At 73.6% G+C, this 20,687-nt stretch carries 5 protein-coding genes (1 of these 5 running past the window's edge); all 5 read left to right on the top strand.

From position 1 onward, the window contains the following. Tightly spaced (each overlapping or abutting the next), the 5 genes in view from ENSA7_RS19230 to ENSA7_RS19210 form a layout consistent with a single transcriptional unit that may run on beyond the window. Nucleotides 1–6,318 carry the 3' portion of an SDR family NAD(P)-dependent oxidoreductase gene (locus ENSA7_RS19230; RefSeq protein ID WP_106090766.1) on the top strand. It extends 234 nt beyond the left edge of the window, so the window shows 6,318 of its 6,552 coding nt (coding positions 235–6,552); the start codon falls outside the window, past its left edge; it ends in the stop codon at nt 6,316–6,318. Then, on the top strand, nt 6,315–11,948 hold the full coding sequence (locus tag ENSA7_RS19225) for a type I polyketide synthase (RefSeq protein ID WP_106090765.1): 5,634 nt from the start codon (nt 6,315–6,317) through the stop codon (nt 11,946–11,948). The genes ENSA7_RS19230 and ENSA7_RS19225 overlap by 4 nt, the downstream gene beginning before the upstream one ends. Next, complete coding sequence (locus tag ENSA7_RS19220) at nt 11,945–16,936, top strand: type I polyketide synthase (protein WP_106090764.1); 4,992 nt, start codon at nt 11,945–11,947, stop codon at nt 16,934–16,936. Before ENSA7_RS19225 ends, ENSA7_RS19220 begins: the two co-directional genes overlap by 4 nt. Beyond that, the gene (locus ENSA7_RS19215) at nt 16,933–19,671 is read left to right on the top strand and encodes a condensation domain-containing protein (protein WP_106090763.1); all 2,739 of its coding nucleotides are present in this window, start codon (nt 16,933–16,935) and stop codon (nt 19,669–19,671) included. Before ENSA7_RS19220 ends, ENSA7_RS19215 begins: the two co-directional genes overlap by 4 nt. Beyond that, nucleotides 19,668–20,687, top strand: coding sequence for a patatin-like phospholipase family protein (locus tag ENSA7_RS19210; RefSeq protein ID WP_181233899.1), 1,020 nt, complete (start codon nt 19,668–19,670; stop codon nt 20,685–20,687). The genes ENSA7_RS19215 and ENSA7_RS19210 overlap by 4 nt, the downstream gene beginning before the upstream one ends.

Genomic DNA, 20,687 nt, shown 5'->3' with positions numbered 1-20,687 from the left:
CGCTGGTACGACGAGGATCCAGAGCGCGTCGGGCGGAGCTACTCGCGCTGGGGCTGCTTCCTCGACGACGTCACCGGGTTCGACGCTGGCCTGTTTGGGATCAGCCGCCGCGAGGCCCAGTGGATGGATCCACAGCAGCGGATCTTGCTCGAGGTCGTGTGGGAGGCGCTCGAGCGCGGCGGCCACTCGCCCCGGTCCACGCAGCCGCGCGAGTTCGGCGTGTTCGTGGGCGCGTCGAGCTTCGACTACATGCGCTTGGCCACGGCCGCGCGCGAGCGAGTCGACGCGCACACTGGCTCGGGCGTGGCCCCCAGCGCCCTCGCCGGCCGCGTCGCGTTTTGTTTTGGGCTGAGCGGGCCGACCTTGACGATCGACAGCGCGTGCTCCTCGTCGCTCGTCGCCGTCCACCTCGCGTGCCAGGCCCTGCGCAGCGGTGAGTGCGAGGCCGCGATCGCGGCCGGGACCAGCTTGATGCTGGCCCCGGACATGAGCCTGATCGAGGCCCGCACGCGCATGCTCGCGCCCGATGGCAAGTGCAAGAGCTTCGACGCGCGCGCCGACGGGGTCGTGCGGGGCGAAGGGGTCGGCGTAGTCTTGCTGCGTCGCCTGTCCGACGCGCTGCGCGACGGTGATCCGATCGTCGCGATCATCCGCGGCAGCGCGGTCAATCAAAATGGCCACGGCGGCAGCCTGACGACGCCGCACGCCGGGGCCCAGCGCGAGCTGCTGCGCCGGGCCTGCGCCAACGCGGGCGTCGACGGGGCCGAGCTCGATGTCGTCGAGGCTCACGGCACCGGGACCGCCGTCGGCGATCCGATTGAAGCCGAGGCCCTGAGCGCTGCGCTGTGCGTCGGCCGGGGCCCCGATCAACCGCTGTGGATCGGCACGCTCAAGCCCAACCTGGGCCACCTCGAGGCGACCGCCGGGATCGCCGGGCTGATCAAGCTCGCCTTGATGATCGAGCGCGGCACGCTGCTGCCGACCGCGAACCTCGACCAGCCCAACCCGAAGATCGACTGGCGCGGCGACAAGCTGGCGATCTCGACCACCGCGCGAGCGTGGCCGGAGCGACCGGACGGCGCGCGGCTCGGGGGCGTGAGCGCGTTTGGGTTCGCGGGCACGAATTGCCACGTGATCGTCGGCCGCGCGGCTCGGGCTCAGGCTCAGGCTCAGGCTCAACAGGCTCAGACAGGGCTGTTGACGCTCTCGGCCCAGACCCCGACGGCCCTCGTCGGCTTGGCGCAGCGGTGGCGCGACCGGCTCGCGGTTGGTCACGATCACGAGGTCGCGGATCTGTGCTGGACCGCGGCGGTCGGACGCGCGCAGCTGCGTGAGCGGCTGGCGGTGGTCGGCGATCGCCGCCAGTTGATCGCGGCGCTCGACAGCTTCGTCGCCGGGCTCGGCAGCCCGAGCGTGCACCGGGACCAGGCCCGCGAGCCCGCGACCTGCGGATGGCTGGTCGCCGAGCTCGACGCGACCTCCGGTGGTTCGGACGCTGCGTTGACAACGGACGAGCCCGCCGCGGTCCGGCTGCTCGCGGTGCTCGAGCGCGCGGACACGGTGCTCACGGCGAGCGACCCCGCGGCGCGGATCCGGTTCGTCCGTCGCGTGGCCCGGCTGGTCGAGCTGCGCCCGAACCTGATCTGCCTCGACGAGATCGTGGGCGTCGGCAGCAGCGCGGCGCTGGCCGCCTGGCTCGCGGGCGCGCTCGAGCTCGACGTGGCCGCGCGCCTGAGCTGGCTGTGGACTCTACACCGACGAGCCGCCCCGGCGGAGCGCGATCCGATCGAGCGAATGTACGAGGCCGAGCTCGATCGGCTGGTCTGGGTCGCGCCGACCTGCGGCCTCGTCGACACCCGCGGCGCTCGGATCCACGACTCGTACGACGCGCGCCGAGCTCTGACGCTCGCGCCCGTCAGCGACCGAGATCCAGGTGTAGCTGAAGCTCAAGCTGCACTCGAGGCCGCGGGCGCGACCTCGATCCTGAGCTTGGTCGGCGGCGCTGCGGACCCGGGCCGCGACTCGCTCGTCCAGCTCGCTATCGATCTCGATCGCGACCTCGACACCCGCGCGCTGCTGGAGCTCGACGCCGCCGCGTGGGTCCGCGGCCACGCCCGCCGGCTCGGCCCACCGGCTCGACGCGTCCAGGCGCCCGTGTATCCGTTCGAGCACGCCCCAGCCTGGCTGCCGCACCTGCGCCCCGGCGAGCACCCCGAGACTGAAGCGCAGACCTTCGCGGGCCAGCGCCCCGAGCACCCGCTGCTGGGCCGCGCCATCGAGCTGGTGGGTGGCGAGCCGAAGCGCCGCTTCGAAGCGCGGATCAGCAGCGAGTCGCCCGCGTGGCTCGGCGATCACCGCGTGTTTGGCGAGGTCGTGTTCCCCGGCGCCGGGTGGATCGAGATCGCGCTGGCGGCCGGCCGCGAGCTGTTCGGCCGCGACGCGATTGAGCTCGAGGAGGTCGAGTTTCTGCGCCCGCTCACGCTCGCGTCTGGTCGCGGCGTCGCGCTGCAGACCGTGCTCGAAGCCGAGGATGGGCCGCACGGCTGGCGGATCGAGATCCACGCGCGGGCGCTCGACGGGGCTGACGCGACCGCCGAGTGGACACTGCACGCCAGCGCGCGGGTCCGGCCGCTCGAGCACGCGCGCGGGCCCGCGGAGCCACGCCCCGCCACGCTCGTCGCGACCCCCGATCAGGTCCCCGGCCAGCCAGGCGCGCTCGAGGCCCGCGCGCTCGAGCTGGGCGTGAGCTTCGGCCCCGACTTTTGCGTGCTCGAGGCGCACGGCTCAAACGCACCCGCGGGCCCCGACCAGCACGGCGCGATCGTGCTGCACGAACACCTCGCAGCCCGTGACCACACCATGCTCGCGCACCCGATCGTGGTCGACGCGTGCCTGCGGGTGATCGGGGCCGAGCCCGAGTTTGCTGAAGGTCGAGACCCGTGGCTGCCGGCTCGGGTCGCGCGGGTCCGGTGTTGGCGACGCACGCCCGCGCGCAGCTGGTGTCGCGCCCGGAGTGAGCAGCTGGACGCGCGGCGCCGCTCGGCGACGGCCCGCTGCTTCACCGAGGCTGGCGAGCCCTGCTTCGAGCTCGACGGGCTCGAGCTGACGCGACATCGCCCCCAACGCGACGCGCTCGGATCAGCGGCGAGCTGGATCTACAAGCTCGACTGGCGGCGGCTCGGCGCCCTCGGCCCGGCCTGCTCGCCAGCGATCGACGTCTCGCAGCTCACGGCCGCCGCCGCGGCCGAGCCAGTCCCGCCTGAGCTGCTCGCGCGCATTCAGGACTACGCGAGCGGACTCGACGAGCTCGAGCTGCTCGCGGGCGACTGCGTGTCCGCGGGCCTCGGCAGCCTCGGCGGCCTCGACCACGGCGCGACCGTCGACGTCGCCCAGCTGCGCGCGCGCTGGGGCGTCGGCGAGGCGTTCGACGGCGCGCTCACCCGGATGCTCGACATCCTCGTCGAGCGTGGTGAGCTGGCCCGGGTCGGCGCCAACGGGCGCTCGCGCTGGCAGGTCACCCGGTCGGGTCCGCACGCCGAGTTCGAGCCGCCCGATCAGCTCCGCGCGCGGCTCAGCGAGCTCGCGGATCGCCGCCAGGCGCTGACCCACGAGGTCGACACGCTGACACGCTGCGGGACCCGGCTGCCCGCGATCTTGCGGGGCCAGGCCGATCCTCTCGAGCTGCTGATGGGCGCCGACGCACGGGCGGTCGAGCGGCTGTATCGGGCGCCGATGATCGAGCTCAAGAACCGCCGCATCGCCGGCGTCGTCCGGGCGCTGATCGACGCGCGCGAGTCCGACCCCGGCCTGCGCCTGCTCGAGGTCGGCGCCGGCACCGGGGAGACCGCCGCTGCGATCTTCACGATGTACGACGCGATCGGCCGCGAGCCGGCCGAGTACTGCCTGACCGACGTGTCGCCGGCGTTCCTCGACCGCGCCCGCGAGCGCTTCGCTGGGCGCCGCTGGCTGCGAACCGAGCGGCTCGATCTCGACGACCCGCCGCCGCTCGGCGCCGCGAGCCTCGGGCGCTTCGATGTGATCGTCGCCAGCAACGTCCTGCACGTGACCCGAGATCTGCGGCGCAGCCTCGCCCACCTGCGGCGGCTGCTCGCGCCCGGCGGCGTGCTGGTGATCATGGAGGGCGCCGCGGCGCTGCGCTGGGTCGACCTGAGCTTCGGCTTGACCGCCGGATGGTGGCGGTTTGGCGATCGTGATCTTCGCCCCGACTACCCGCTGTTGCCCGCGCCAGCGTGGCAGCGCTTGCTCGAGGCCCAGGGCTTCGCCAGCGTCAGCTGCCTGGCGCCGGCTCGACCCGAGCTGGCGATCCTCGCCCAGCAGTCGGTGATCGTCGCGCAGGTCGACGGCGCCGCCGCGACCGCGGACCCCCGGGCGCGGTGGTTGATCGTGGGCGGCGGTCAGCTCGGTGCGGCGTTGAGCGCCCGCCTGCGCGAGATCGGAGAGGCCGCGGTCCAGCTGGTCGAATCCAACGGGGGTGTGGCCCCAAGTGTGGCCCCGAGTGTAGCGGAGCTACGCGGCGGGCCACACTCGCTGACTGGGCGCCGCGTCGACGTCTGCGATCGCGCCGCGCTGGCCGAGCTGTGGCGCGAGCTCGCGGCCGCCGACGCCGCGCCGACCCACGTCGTGCACCTGTGGCGCCTCGATGGATCCAAGATCGACGCGCACACCACCGGCGCCGAGCTGCGTGCGCGCGGCGAGGCGCAGGCCCGTTCGGCGCTCGCCCTGGTCCAGGCCACCCTCGATGCGCTCGCCGATCACCCGCCCACCCTGTGGTTCCTGACCCGCGGCGCCGTCGCGATCAGCGAGGGCCACCCGCGCGTCGACGGTCTGGCCGGCGCTCCGCTGTGGGGCCTGGGCCGGGTCGTCGACAGCGAGCACCCCGAGCTCGCGTGTCGGCGGCTGGATCTCGACGACGACGCGAGCCCGGCCGAGATCGTCGAGCTGCTGCGCGCGTCACCGGTCGAGGACGAGCTCGCGCTGCGCGAGGGCGCACGCTGGGCGCCGCGCCTGAACCCGGCCGAGCTGCGCGCGAGCGAGGGCCCGAGCTTCGACCCGACCGGCGGCTACGTGATCACCGGTGGCCTCGGCGGGGTCGGCCTCGCGACAGCCCAATGGCTGGTCACCCACGGCGCCCGGCGCTTGGCCCTGCTCGGTCGCCGCCCACCCAGCGCCAGCGCGCGCGCGAGCGTGGCTGCGCTCGCCCGCGAAGGCGTGACGGTCGTCGTCGCCGAGGTCGACGTCAGCGACGAGACCGCGCTCACCCACACCCTGAGCTCGGTCCGCGCAGAGCTCGGTCCGCTGCGCGGCGTCTTCCACTCGGCCGGGGTCATCGCCGACGGGACCGTGCACAAGCTCGACTGGGATCGCTTCGCGCAGGTGCTCGCGCCCAAGGTCGAGGGCGCCTGGAACCTGCACCGCGCCACCGCTGGCGATCCCCTCGATCACTTCGTGCTGTACTCGTCGGCCGTCGCGTTGCTGCGCGCGTGGGGTCAGGCCAACCACTGCGCCGCGAACAGCTTCTTGCCAGCCCTCGCCGCCCACCGACGCGCGCGCGGGCTCCCGGCGACCGTCGTCGACTGGGGCGCCTGGGCAGACGTCGGCGCCGCGGATCGGCCCGAGGCTGGCGCCCGCATGCACGCGCTGGGCATGGGCACGATGCCGGCCGCGCAGGCGCTCGACGCCATGGCGGCGGTGCTCGGCGCGAGCTTGGGCCACGCAGCGATCATGCCGATCGACTGGCGCCGGTTCACCGGTCGCCTGCGCGCGACGCCGCTGTTGCGGGAGCTCGCCGAGCTCGACGACCTCGGCTCGCCTGGCTTGCTTGGTATGGGACGCGCGGGCGAGACCAGCCGACTGCTGACCCAGCTGCGCGAGTCCTCGCCGCCAGATCGCCCCGAGCTGCTGCTCGGCCACCTGCGCGAGCGCGTCGCCAAGCTCATGGGCCTGCGCAGGCCCGAGACCCTCGACGCTGGCCAGCCGCTGTTCGAGCTCGGGCTCGACTCGCTGATGGCGATCGAGCTCAAGAACGGGCTCGGGCGCGACCTGGGCCTGCGCTTGCGCTCGACCTTGCTGTTCGACTTCCCGACCGTGGCGTCGCTGGCCGAGCACCTGCTCGCCGAGCTCGACGCCCGGCTCGACCACCGTGACCAGCTGCGCGCGCCGAGGCCAGCCGCGCCCGCGCCAGCCCGCGAGCCCGCGCGCGACGACACCCTCGCCGAGGAGATCCGCGGGCTCGATGAGCTCGCCCTCGGCGCCCTGATCGACGCCGAGTTCGAGACCTTCGCAGGAGAGCTGCCATGACCGGCGACGAACTCACCCCCCTTCAGCGGGCCGCGTTCGCGCTCAAGCGCATGCGCGCTCGGCTCGACCGCCACCGCGAGCCGATAGCGATCGTCGGCATGGCCTGCCGGTTCCCCGGCGGCGCCAACGATCTCGACGCCTACTGGGCCATGCTCGACGAGGGCCGCGACGCGATGACGCCGGTCCCCGAGCGGCGCTGGGACGCCGCGTCGTTGTACCGCGAGCACCCCGATCCCAGCAGCTTCTGGCAGACCTACATGCGCAGCGGCAACTTCCTCGATCATGACATCGAGGGCTTCGACGCCGACTTCTTCCGAATCTCACCGCGGGAGGCCGCGGCCATGGATCCCCAGCAGCGGCTGCTGCTCGAGGTCGCCTGGGAGGCGCTCGAGCACGCCGGGGTCGCGCCCACGAGCCTGCGCGAGACCGAGACCGGGGTCTACGTCGGGCTGATCACCGGTGACTACGGACGCGTGCCGTTCGAGGAGGTCGTGCCCGCGGACCTGCCCTACTACGGCACCGGCAACGCGATCAGCTTCCCCGCCGGTCGCCTGTCCTACTTCTTGGGCTTGCAGGGTCCGTGCATGGTCGTCGCCACGGCCTGCTCGTCGACGCTGGTCTCGACCCACCTGGCCATGCACGCGCTGCGCCGCGGCGAGTGCAGCGTGGCCCTGTCCGGCGGCGTGAGCCTCATGGTTCACCCGGACACCAGCACGGTGTTGTCGCACATGGGCGCGCTGGCCCGCGACGGTCGCTCGAAGACCTTCGACGCGAGCGCCGACGGGTTCGGCCGGGGTGAGGGCTGCGGCGTGCTCGTGCTCAAGCGCCTGTCCGACGCCCAGCGCGACGGCGATCGGATCTACGCGCTGCTGCGCGGGTCGGCGGTCAACCACGACGGACCCAGCGGCGGGCTGACGGTGCCCCACGGCCCGGCCCAGGAGCGGCTGCTGGTATCCGCGCTGGCCTCGGCCGAGCTGAGCGCGGCCGACGTCGACTACATCGAGGCCCACGGGACCGGCACGCCGCTCGGCGATCCGATCGAGGTTCAGGCGATCGACGCGATCATGGGCGCGCAGCGTCCCGCTGATCTGCCGCTGTGGATCGGATCGGCCAAGACCAACATCGGTCACCTCGAGGCCGCCGCTGGCGTGGCGGGGATCATCAAGATCGCGCTGGCCCTCGACCACGAGCGGCTCCCGGCCAGCCTCCACTTCAACACCCCCAACCCCGCGATCGACTGGGCCAGCTGCCGTCCGCAGGTCGTCGCCCAGGCCCGCGCGTGGGCCCGTGGCGAGCGTCCGCGCGTGGCCGGAGTCAGCAGCTTCGGGCTCTCGGGCATCAACGCGCACGTGTTGGTGTCGGAAGCCCCGACCGCGACGGTCGAGCGCGGGGGTCGTCCGCGGCCGTGGCAGGTCCTGCCGCTGTCAGCCAAGTCGCCCGCGGCCCTCGCCGAGCTCGCGCGCCGCTGGGCGAGCGCGCTCGAGCGGGCGCCACACGACGAGCACGCCGTCGCGGATCTGTGCCACACCGCCCGGGTCGCGCGCAGCCACCTGAGCGTCCGCGCGGCGGTGACCGGCAGCTCGGCGAGCCAGCTGTGTGAGCGCCTCGCGACCCTCGCCAGCTCGGCGCCCGCGCGTGAGGCCAAGCTCGCGCTGCTGTTCACCGGGCAGGGGGCCCAGGCCGTCGACATGGGCCGCGAGCTGTTCGCCAGCGAGCCGAGGTTTCGGGCCAGCGTCGAGCGCTGCGCGGCGCTGCTCGACGGACAGCTCGAGCGCCCGCTGCTCGAGGTCCTGTACCCGACCCACGCACCGGAGTCCCCGGACGCCAGCCCGAGCGAAACCCTGATCGACGAGACCCGCTGGGCCCACGTCACGCTGTTCACCCTCGAGTACGCGCTCGGCCGCACGCTCATGGACTGGGGGGTTCGCCCGGCGTACCTGTTCGGCCACTCGCTCGGGGAGTTCGCGGCTGCGTGTCTGGCCGGTGTGTTCGAGCTCGAGGACGCGCTGCGGATCGTCGAGGCCCGCGGCCGACTGATGCAGGCGCTGCCCAGCGGCGGAACCATGTACGCCGTCGCGGCCAGCGTCGAGGAGGTCGCGCCGCTCGTCGAGCTGTTCCCGGATCGGGTCGCGATCGCCGGCCACAACGGCCCCGCCAGCTTGACGCTCTCGGGCGAGGCCAGCGTGCTCGCCGGCGTCGTCGCGCAGCTCGAGGGTCGGGGGCTGCGCTGCCGTCGACTCCGGGTCTCGCACGCCTTCCACTCGCCGCTCATGGATCCGATGCTCGACGCGTTCGAGGCCGTGGTCGCCAGCGCGACTCGGCGCCGACCCTCGATCGCGCTGGTGTCCAGCGTCCACGGACGGGCGATCGACGAGGAGGTCCTCGACCCTCGCTACTGGCGTCGGCACGTACGCGAGACCGTTGCGTTCTCGGCAGGCCTGCGCTGGCTCGACGCCCGCGGGGTCGACTGCTTCCTCGAGCTCGGTCCGGGCCCGGTCCTGGCTGGGCTGGGGCCGCTCACGATCGACAAGCCGGCGACGCGCTGGCTGTCGGTGCTCGGGCGCGTCGGCGACGACGAGGGCCTCGCCAACGCCTGCGCCGCGCTGCACGAGGCCGGCCAGACCCTCGACTGGCGCGCCTACGACGACGACGCGCCCGGGGCCGCGGACCGACGCCGGGTCCCCGCGCCCTGCTACCCGTGGCAGCGCCGACGTCACTGGCTCGAGCTGCCCCGCGACTACCTGACCCGACGGCGGCGCGAGGCCGATGCCAGTCAGGCCAGCCATCCCCTGCTCGGTCGCGCGCTCGAGCTCGCAACCCGGACCCGCGTGTTCGAGGCCCAGATCGGCGTCGCCGCGCCCAGCTGGCTCGGCGACCACCGGGTGTTTGGGGCGTCGGTGCTGCCGGGCGCCGCGTTGCTCGAGGCGTTCCTGGCCGCCGCCGACCAGCTGCTCGACGGCGCGCCCAGCCGGCTCGAGCAGGTCGAGTTCGTGCGCGCGCTGGTCCTGCCCGACGAGGGCGTCGTCAGCTTGCAGATCATCGCCGAGCCCTCGGCTGCCGGTGACGACTGGTCGCTCACGGCTCACTCCCGCCTGGGCACCGGACCGTGGACGCTGCGGGCCCGCGCTCTCCTGCGTCCGGGCCCAGCCAGTCCGAGCGAGGCGGTCGCGCCCGCGCCGGGATCGGTGATCCGCGATCGCGCCCGGGCGACCAGCTTCTACGCCGAGGCGGCCGCGCTCGGGCTCGACTACGGCCCCGCGTTTCGCCCGATCCAGGAGCTCGGCGGGCGCGACGGGCAGTGCAGCGGGACCCTCGAGCTCGCGCCCGAGCTCGGCGATGACGGCGTCGCGTGGCGGCTCCACCCGGTGTTGGGCGATGGCTGCCTGCAGGTGCTCGGCGCGATCTTCAGCGATCACGCCGACGGGGCCGTCCACTTGCCGGTCTCGATCGATCGCGTGCAGCTTCGCCGATCCGCGCCGAGTCGCGTGCGGGTCGAGGCGGCGATGCGCGGCGCCGCCGAGGGTGAGGCGGGCGAGCGCTGGGCCGACTTTGCGATCTACACGAGCAACACCACGAGCGACGCCGAACCGGCGCTCGTCGCCCAGGTCGAGGGCGTGCGGTTCCGGGCTGCGAGCGTCGCCGCGCTGCGAGCGGAGCTGCGCCCGAGCCTCGACGACTGGTGGTACGCCGAGCGCTGGGTCGAGCGCCCGCTCGACCCGACGCCACAGCCCACGACGCCCGCACCCGGCAAGTGGCTGCTGATCGCGGCCGAGCACGACCTCGCCTCGCGGCTGGCCCAGGCTCTGCGTGCGGGCGCCGGGACCGAAGAGATCGAGGTCGAGCTCGTCACCGCCAGCGACGACCTCGACGCGCGCCTGGCCGGGCTGATCGCTGGCTCGCCCGCGCTGCTCGGCGTCGTGGATCTGCGTCCGCTGGCGCTGGCCGAGCCCGACAACGACCAGCTCCGCACCAGCGCCCACGGCCCCTGCCTGGAGTCGCTCGCGCTGATCCGCGGCTTGCTCGCTCACCCGGCCGCGCCGCTGCTCGCGTCCGTCAGCGCGGGCGCGATCGATCTCGGCGAGCCCGAGCGCACGGTTGCGAGCCCGCTCGCCGCGACCGTGCACGGGCTGCTGCGGGTCGCGGCGCGCGAGCATCGCGAGCTGCGAGCGGTCGCGATCGACCTCGCGATCCCCGACGTCGACGTCGCGCCGCTCGCCGCCGAGCTGTGGGCGCGCGTCTCCGCGACGGCGCCAGCTCGAGCCGAGCTCCGCGTGGCCCTGCGCGGCGATCGACGTCACGTCGCGCGTCTCACTCGCGCGCCGGTCGAGATCCGCCAGATGAACCCGCTCGACAGCGCCGCGACCTACCTGGTGACCGGCGGGACTCGGGGCATCGGCGCGCAGATCCTCGCGCCGCTGGCCGACGCGGGCGCGCGCACGCTGGTCGCCGTCGGACGCAGCGGCGAGCTGGGCGACCCCGAAGCCGAGGCCCTCGTCGCCCAGCTGCGCGAGCGCGGCGTCCGGGTCGAGCTGCGGGCCGTCGACGTGTCGGACCCGACCGCGATCACCCAGCTGCTCACCTGGATCGACGCCGAGCTCGGGCCGCTGCGTGGCGTCGTCCACTCCGCCGGGCTGATCGACGACGGCGCGGTGGCCAACCTGACCGCGGCGCAGTTCGAGCGGGTGTTCGGTCCCAAGCTGCTCGGCGCCCACCACCTCGACCGCGCCACCCGTGCGCGCGAGCTCGACTTCTTCGTGCTGTTCTCGTCGGCTGCCGCGGCGCTGGCCAGCGCCGGCCAGGCCAACTACGTGGCCGCCAACGCGTACCTCGACGCCCTGGCCGAGGACCGCCGCCGCGCCGGATGCCCGGCGACCTCGATCGCCTGGGGAGCCTGGGCAGACGTCGGCGCGGCCGCGCGGTTCGGCGTCGCCGAGCGGCTGCAGCGTCGCGGCATGTACGGGATCACGTCCGAGCGCGGGCGCGACTGCTTCGCGCAGATCCTCGCGTCAGCGTCGGCAGCGAGCAACGGACCCGCGCGGATCATCGTGGCCCCGGTCGACTGGCGGGTGATGCTCGAGGCCCACGGCGATCCCTACTTCGAGGCGCTAGTTGGCGCGTCCGCGGCCGGCGGCTCGACGAGCTCGGGCGGCGCCCTGCTCGAGCGCCTGCGCGCCGCCCCGGCGCTGCGTCGTCACGCGCTGCTCACGGCTCACGTCAGCGCCGCGGTGGCCAGCGTGCTCGGACGTCCAGACGACGAGATCGGCGGCGACCAGGCGTTCTTCGAGCTCGGCATGGACTCACTGATGACCGTCGAGCTCCGCGACCGGCTGCAGCGCGAGCTCGGCCACCCGATGCCCGCCACCGTCGCCGTCGAGCACGCCACGGTCACGGCCCTGAGCGCCTGGATCGAGGCCAACATTCCCGGCGTCCACGAGCCCGGCGTCCGCGAGCCCGGCGACCGCGAGCGCCCGGACCCACAGCCCGCGCGCGAGACCAATACGAGCGGGCCGGTCACCGCCACGTCCGACGAGCCCAGCCCCCCAGCCGAAGCCGGGGCGTTGGTCGACGCCGCGCAGACGCTGTCCGACGCGGAGATCCGCGCGCGCTTGCGCGGCAGGGGGCGCGCGTGAGCCAGGACCTGCAGCGGCGCGCGGCCGGCATGTCGGCGCTGCAGCTGGCGTTCGCGGCCGAGCAGGCCCGCGACTCGCTCGCGCTCGCCCACGCCGAGCCGATCGCCATCGTCGGAATTGGCTGTCGGTTTCCCGGCGGTGTCTGCTCGCCGGCGACCCTCGAGCAGCTGCTGTTCGCCGGCCGCGACGCCGTCGGCCCGATCCCGCCCGAGCGCTGGAACCTGGCCGACTACTACGATCCCGAGCCCGGCGTGCCCGGTCGCATGTACGTGCGCGACGGCGGGTTCCTCGACGACGTCGCCGAGTTCGACGCGCTGTTCTTCGGCATTTCCCCGCGCGAGGCCGAGACCATGGATCCGCAGCAACGCCTGCTGCTCGAGGTCGCCTGGGAGGCGCTCGAGCACGCTGGGATCCGGCCGTCGAGCTTGCGGGGCTCGAGCACCGGGGTGTTCGTCGGGGCCATGCACCACGACTACGCCGACTTGATGGCCGCCGGTCGCAGCCCCGACGCCAGCGTGGGGACCGGCGGCGGCGCCAGCGTGCTCGCCGGTCGCGTGGCCCACTGCCTGGGCCTGCGCGGGCCGTGCATGTCGATCGACACCGCCTGCTCGTCGTCGTTGGTCGCCACCCACCTCGCGATGACCGCCCTGCGCAACGGCGAGTGCGACCGGGCGATCGTCGGCGGGGTCAACCTCGATCTCTCGCCGATGACGACCGTCGTCGAGTGTCAGATGCGAATGCTGTCGCCCACCGGTCGCTGCCGCAGCTTCGACGCGGCCGCCGATGGGTTCATCCGCGGCGAGGGCTGCGGGTTGATCGTGCTCGAGCGCCTCGTCGACGCGGTCGCCAACGACGATCGCGTGCTCGCGGTCCTGCGTGGATCGGCCGTCAACCACGACGGCTCGAGCGGGGGCCTGACCGTGCCCAACGGCGCCGCGCAGCAGGCCGTGATCGAGGCGGCGCTGCGCAACGCGTGCGTGCTGCCCGAGCAGCTCGGCTACGTCGAGGCCCACGGGACCGGCACCGCCCTCGGCGACCCGATCGAGCTCGCGGCGCTCGGCCGGGTGCTCGGTGGGTCGTCCGAGCGCGGGTCCGAGCCGCTGTGGGTCGGGTCGATCAAGACCAACGTTGGCCACACCGAGGGCGCCGCCGGGATCGCTGGGTTGATCAAGGTCGTGCTCGCGCTCGCGCGTCGGCAGCTGCCGCCCAGCCTCCACTTCGAGACCCCCAACCCCCACGTCGACTGGGACGCGCTGCCGGTCCGCGTGGTCGACGACGTGCGACCGCTGCCGAGCCGCGGGGGCCGGTGGTTCGCGGGCGTCAGCTCGTTCGGCTACTCCGGGACCAACGCCCACGTGATCGTCGAGGCGGCCGTCGGGCTCGACGCCACGTCCCCGGCCACCACCCGCCGGCCGGCTCCAATGCTGCTCTCGGCCGCGAGCGCGGCGGGCCTGAGCGCGACGGTGAGCGCGACCGCAGCGTGGCTCACCAGCGAGCCAGCGCTGGGAGATCTCGTGGGTACGGCCGCGTGCCGACGCGACAGCCAGCGCGAGCGGCTGGTGGTCCTCGCGGACACCCTGCCGGAGCTGCGGGCCGCGCTCGCCAGCGACGCCGCGTCCGCCACCGACCGCTGGTTTCGGGGCCGCGCCGGTCGGGCGCCCAAGCTCGCGTGGGTCCTGGGTCGCGACGTCGCGCCGACCCTGGCGCGCTGGTCCGACCCTGGCTCGAGCCACGCCGACGCGCTCGCCCGGCTCACCCAGCTCGCCGACTCGGCGGGAGCCAACCCGAGCGGCGAGACCCGGCCGACGCTCGAGCTCGTGGCTGATCTCCAGACGCTCTCGGCGTGGGGGCTCGAGCCGGCCGTCATCGTCGCCTTCGGGGGTGCCGAGCCGCTCGCGGCCACCCTCGCCGAGCGGCTCGACGTCCCTGGTCTGCTCGCGCTCGCGCGCGCTGACCACCGCGCCGCGAGTTCGGGGCTGCGCAGCCCCGGCCGAGCGCCGCTGGTGTTCGGCGACGGCCGCGAGCGCGGACCGGAGCAGCTGCTCGCCGCGCTGACCCAACCCAGCGCGCTCGAGCTGTCGGCGGTACGATCCGCGCTGGCCGACTGCGACGCGGTCGTGGTGCTCGGTGAGGTCCCGGCCGAGCTGCTCACCGGGCTCGAGCGCGTCGACCCCAGCAGCTGGGTCGCGCTGGTCCCCGGGCTCGCTCGCTTGCACTGCGCGGGCGCGAGCTTGGACTGGGAGCGGATCCTCGGCGGCCGCGGCCAGCTCGTCGACCTCCCCACCCACCGGTTCGAGCGCAGCCGACACTGGTTCGAGGCGTCCGCGGCCGAGACCCGCGGCGCTGCGCCGAGCGGCGGTCCGCTGCTGGGTCACCCGATCGAGCTCCCCGGTCTGCCGCAGCGCCGCTTCCACGCCAAGCTGCACGCTGACGTCGCGGCGTGGTGGAGCGATCGAAGCGTGGCGACCGGCGGCATCCAGCTGCCACGCTCGGCCCTGATCCCGGGGCTGTGGTCGCTCCTCGCCAGCCTCGGCCGCGCAGCCGACCTCCACGAGCTCACCCTCGCCGCGCTCGCGCCCGTGCGCATGGGCGCGACCCTCGAGCTGCACACCGTCATCGAGGCGAACACCGTCGAGATCCTCGCGCGCGCGACTGGTGATGCGCAGTGGCAGCCCCTCGCGACCGCGCAGCTGGTCGAGACCGAGGATCGAGCGATACCCTCGATCGCCGCGCCGACCGAGCTCGCCGCGCCGACCGAGCTCGCCGCGCTCACCGCTAGCCTGGGTCCCGCCGTCCCCGTCGACGAGGTCCTGGCCCCGAGCGCGGCCCTCGGGATCGAGCTCGGTCCGCGCCTGCGCAGCCTCGAGCTGGTGTGGTCGCTGCAGCCTGGCGAGCCCGAGTCTCCACGTCGGGCCTGGCTCGCGCGCCTGCGCCTGCCCCCGCGCCTGGTCCCGCCAACCTCGACCGCGACGGCTGAGACGCCGCTGCACCCGACCTTGCTCGAGGCCGCCGCGCAGCTGCTGAGCTTCGCCCACGGCGGCGGCGAGCTCACACGCATCCGTCGCGCGACGCGGCTCGGGGCGCCCCACGACAACCCGTGGGTCCACGTCTGCCTGGACCCCGAACACGACGGCGCGCTCGTCGAGCTGTTCGACCCCGAGGGCCGCCGGTTCGCGGTGCTCGAGGGCGTCATGCTCGAGCCACCCGCCGAGCAAGACGGGCTGGTCGAGCTGCGCTGGCGCCCACGCCCGCCGCTCGAGCCCGCGCCGAGCAGCCCGGGCCACACTCCGGGTCACACACTCATCGTCAACGACACCAGCGCGAGTGAGCTCGGGCCTGCGCTCGCGGCCGGGCTCGCGCGCGCGGGTCGTCGGGCCAGCCTCGCCAGCCTCGCAACCCTCGAGTCGTGCTTGACCGGATCCAACGCTCAGCCGATCGACGAGCTGGTGATCCTCGCTGGGCTCGCGCTCGCGCCCGCGACCGCCGGCACCCCCACGACCATGCGCGCGAGCGAGGTCCTGGCCGCCGACGAGCTGCTCCCCGCGATCGCGCTGGTGGCCAAGCTCAGCTCGGGTCCGCTGCGCCTGCGCGTGATCACCCACGGCGCGGTCGCGGTCGGCGACGGGCCGGTCCCCGGTCTGGCCGCCGCCGTCGCGCGTGGCCTCGTCGACGTCGCCCGCGTCGAGCTGCCGGGCATGAGCGCGACGCTCGTCGACCTCGATCCTGCTCAATCCGCCCTCGCCCAGCGAGACGCGGTGCTCGCCGAGCTCGCCCGCCTGCGCGGGCCGGACCCCGAGACCACGATCGCCCTGCGCGGTGGCCAGGCTCGGGTCCCGCGTCTCGTCACCCGTGGCGCGCCGCGGGTGAACCCATGGGCCCCGCGCGACGACGGCTGGTACCTGGTCAGCGGTGCGCTCGGCGGGCTCGGCTGGGAGATCGTCACCTGGCTGGTCGAGCACGGCGCCTCGAAGGTGGCGCTGCTCGGGCGCCGAGCGCCCAGCCCCGCGCGCGCGGCCGAGCTCGAGGCGCTGCGCTCGAGCGCGGTCACGCTCGCGTGCGTTGGCGTCGACGTGTCCGACGCCGCTGCGCTCGACCGCGTGCTCGTCGAGCTGCGCCTCTCCGCGCCGATCCGCGGGGTCATCCACTGCGCGGGCGCGCTCGCGGACGCGCTGCTCAGCAACTGCACGCGCGAGCGCTTCGTCGTGCCCTTCGCCGCCAAGGTCCACGGCAGCTGGGCTCTGCACCAAGCCACGCTGCAAGACCCGCTGGAGCGATTCGTGATGTTTGGATCCGCCGCTGCCTGGCTCGCCAACCCTGGCCAGGCCAACTACGCCGCCGCCAACGGGTTCCAGGACGCGCTCGCGGTCCACCGCCGCGCGCTCGGCCTGCCTGCGCTCACGATCGCCTGGGGTCCATGGTCCGACGTTGGGGTCGCCCACTCCGAGCAGCGCGTCGCTCAGTTCGAGCAGCGCGGGCTCCGGGCGATCACGCGCGCGCGCGGGCTCGAGCTGTTCGCGGCCCTGACCGCCGACGACGTCGCCCAGGTCGGGGTGATCCCGCTCGACCGGGCGCGGCTGCGCGACCTGGCCGGCGCCCAGGTGCCCAGCTTGCTCAGTGAGCTGGTGCCGAGCGGGTCCGAGCCAGCTGGACTCGACGCCGCGGCGATCGACGCGATCTTGACGCTGCCGGTCGCCGAGGGTCGCGCTCGGATCGAGCGCGGCGTCACGAAGCTGCTCGTCGAGCTGCTGCGCTGGCCCGCCGAGCGCGAGCTCGACCCCCGCGCCCAGCTCGTGACCCTTGGCCTCGACTCGCTCACCGCGATCGAGCTGCGCAACCAACTCGGCCGCACCTACGGGGTCGAGCTCGCGACCGAGGGTCTGGTCGCCGACGCCGATCTCGCCAGCGTCGCCGCCGAGGTGCACGAGCGCCTCGCGATCGCCCGGCTCCGCCCGGTGACCGCCGTCGACGTCGAGGAGGTGGTGCTGTGACGCTGACGGAGCTGCTGCTCGAGCTCGGACGCCGGGGCGTCACCGTGCAGCTCGACGCGGGCGAGCTCAAGGTCTCCGCGCCGCGCGGGGTCCTGACCGGCGAGCTGCTCGCGGCGCTGCGCGAGCACAAGCCCGCGCTCATCGAGCGGCTCGGCGGCGGGCGAGCCTCGGTCGTCGAGGTCACCTCACGCGATCGGCCGATCCCGCTGTCGGCGGCGCAAGAGCGGATGTGGTTCCTCAAGCAGCTCGAGACCGAGCTCGGCCGCTTCAACGTACCGATCGCGGCGCGGCTGCGGGGGCCCTTCGATCGCCAGGCGTTCGCCGCCAGCCTCGACCTACTCGTCGCCCGTCACGAGATCCTGCGGACCCGCTACGAGCTGCGCGGCAGCGCGGCCGTCCAGGTGATCGACGCGCAGGCCGACTCGCCCCTGGTCGTCATTGACGGACGCGAGCTCGGCGAGACCGAGCGCGCCGCCGCGATCGAAGCGCTGATCACCACGCCGGCCGGACCCGGACGCGGGGCGATCGAAGTTCGCTTGCTCGAGCTCGACGACGAGCACCACGCGATCGCGGTCAGCCTGCGCGACGTGGCGCTCGACGGCTGGTCACGCGGGGTGTTCGTGACCGAGCTTGGCCGGCTGTATGCGGCCCTCTCCGGAAGTGGCGACGGGGGTCGCGACGTCGACAGCGTGATCGCCCAGCTCCCCCGCCTGCCGATCCAGTACGCCGACTGGTGCGCCTGGCAGCAGCGCTGGCTCGCGGGGCCCGAGGCCGCCGCGCAGCTGAGCTGGTGGACGCAGACCCTCGCCGGGCTCCCGCGCGACGCCGGACTCCGCCCCGATCACCCGCGCCCACGGGTCCGACGCATGCAGGCTCGCCTGCACCCGATCACCTTCGCGCCCGAGCTTGTCGCTGCGCTGCGCAGCTGGACCTCGGCCAGCGGCGCGACCCTCTACGCGGCCTTGCTCGCGAGCTTCGCGGTTGTCGCGAGTCGGCGCTCCGAAGCCGCCGAGATCGTCGTAGGCGCGCCGGTGGCCAACCGCGAGCAGCGTGAGACCGCCTCGGTCCTGGGCTTGTTCGCCAACAACGTCGTGCTGCGGCTGCACCCCACGCCCAGCGCCGAGCCGACCGCGCTGCTGCTCGCGATCCGCACCACGATTCAGGAAGCGGTGCGCCGCCAGGCCATACCATTCGAGGTCGTCGTCAACGCCCTCGACACCGCCCACGAGCACGACCGCACCCCCCTGTTTCAGGTCATCGTCGCGCTCAACGTCGCCACCCCCGACGCCGCGCTCGGCGGCGCGACGCTCGAGCCGTTGGTCGTCGACGAGCAGCTGTCGCGCTTCGACCTCGAGCTCGCCGTCGAGGAGTCGCGCGGGCAGCTCTCGGGCTACATCAAGTACGACGTTCAGCTCTACGAGCCCGCCACGATCGCCGCGGTCGCCCACGATCTAGTCGCCGTCACCGAGCAGCTCACCAGCGCGCCGACAGTCGCGGCAATCCATTGTCCGGCGATCGCCGAGCTGCCTCCGCCTCGCTCCAACGCCGCCGCCAGCCCCGCCGCGCGGGTGATCCCCCACCCCAACGCGCCCAAGCTGCGCGCCAGCGGGACTGAAGGTCGCGCCCCCGAGAGCGAGCTCGAGCGTCGGGTCGCGGCGCTGTTCGCCGAGCTGCTCGCGGTCGAGGTCGAGTCCGCGACCGCCGACTTCTTCGCCCTCGGTGGTCACTCGCTCGCGGCCACACGGCTCGCGCTCGAGGTCCGGCGCCGGTTCGCCGTCGAGCTCCCGGTCCACTGCGTGTTCGAGCACTCGAGCGTGGCCGAGCTCGCCGCCTGGATCGAGGCCCGCGGGGAGTCGCCCACCGCCGCGGACTGCATGGTGCTGCTGCGTCACAGCCCCGGCGGTCAGCCCGTGTTCGTGCTGCCCCCCGGGATCGGCAGCCCCGCGTGCTACTCGGACATGCACTGGCCCGACGGCGTCACGGTCTGGGGCGCCCAGATCCCCGGGTTGTTCGAGGCCGCCGACAAGCCCGACTTCGACGCGATCATTCGTGGCTGGGCCGCAGCGATCCGCGAGCTGCAGCCCGACGGACCCCACTCGATCGTCGGCTGGTCGCTCGGCGCCCAGCTCGGGCCCGAGCTCGCCGCCGAGCTCGAGGGTCGCGGCAGCGTCGTCAACTTCCTGTGTCTGATCGATGGCGGCCCGCTGCCTGGCGACGACGCCCCTGGCTGGCGGCCCCTGGCCCGGGCGCCGGGTCGCCCGACCGACGCCATACGGATCTGGGCGGCCGTGCGCATGCCCGAGCGCGACGAGCTCGCCCGATGGTTGGCCTGGTGTGGCCTCGCGCTGCCGCCCGCCGCGGGTCCACGCCCCAGCTTCGCCAGCTTGCGCAGCTTCGCGACCCAGACCGGCCGCACCATCGCCGTGTTCACCCGCAACGTGATGGCAGCGGCGCGGGTTCGCGCCCGCTCGTGCCAAGCACCCATTCTCCTGATCCGAGCCGAGGAGCACCGCGGGCGACCCGACGCGCTGCTCGGACGGGTCCGAGCCCGAACCGCGGGCTCGGTCGAGACAATCTACGCAGCGGGAAATCATATGAGTATGATGCTCGAGCCAGAGCATCGCAGGGCGCTGTCGCAGATCATTGCGACAGCGTGGTCCCGACGAGCGAGCGTGGACGGGGCCGAACGACTCCACGACTCAACACAATCAAGCAAGGCGCGAACCGGGACATGAAATACAGCAAGATCATCAGCTTCGACGGCACCTCTCCCAGCGGGGGATTCGGCTATGTCAGCGCGGGGCTCCTCGCTGAGATCCAGACCCGAATCTCGGCGATCAAGCCCGAGGTCGGGGTACTCGACAACGTGGAGGCGTTCGTCGGCAACTCGGCGGGATCCTGGAATGCCCTGTACCTGGCCTCGCAAAAAGACCCCAGCGCAGGCCTGGCTGGCATCGTTGACTTTTGGACCGAGCTCAACCAGGCCCTGAGCAAGATGGTCTCGGTGGTCGGTGGGGTCGGGGCGCTCGCGGGGGCCGGCTCGCTGCTGCAGTCCAAGCCGCTGTGCGGGTTCTTCTGCGACTACTTTGGCAGCCGCACCAAGCTCGGCGATCTCCCCCACCCCGTGATGATCACGGCGTTCCAGCTCGACGCGCCCGACGCCACGCCACGCAGCTGGCGGGCGCGGGTGTTCGACAGCGGCGATCCCGACGGCAACGACGCCGAGGAGCTCGTCGCCGACATCGCGATCCGCAGCAGCTCGCCCCCGGTGCTCGAGCCGATCTTTCAGTCGATCACGGGCAAGGGCCCCGGCTATGTGGATGGGGGCGTCTTCGCCAATAACCCGTCGCTGGTCGCCTACACCCAAATGCTGCATCGCCGCAAGCTCGGCAAGACCGCGTTCGACGACGTCTTGCTGCTCTCCTGTGGCAACGGCGAGGTCCCCAGGTACCTCGCCCCTCGCTACCGCGACGGTGAAGCCAGCTGGGGGTATTCGCAGTGGCTGCTCGATCTGTGCAAGCCGCTCGTTGCGATCGACATGATGATCGAAGCGTCCATGATGTTGACCTCGTTTCAGTGCGAGCAGATCATGGGCGACGACTATCATCGCCTCGATCCTTTCCTTGGCGACGGCGTCCACTCATTCGCCATGAACAACGCGCTCGCCAAGATCCTGGCCGAGCCCAGCACCCAATTGCAGCTCGACGCGACCGTCGCGTGGATGCACGAGTCGGGCTGGCTCGAGGCCTGA

This window comes from Enhygromyxa salina, assembly GCF_002994635.1.
GTDB lineage: Bacteria > Myxococcota_A > Polyangia > Nannocystales > Nannocystaceae > Plesiocystis > Plesiocystis salina_B.
The sequence above is the reverse complement of the archived record's forward strand: the minus strand, read 5'-3'. Positions and strand labels throughout refer to the sequence as shown.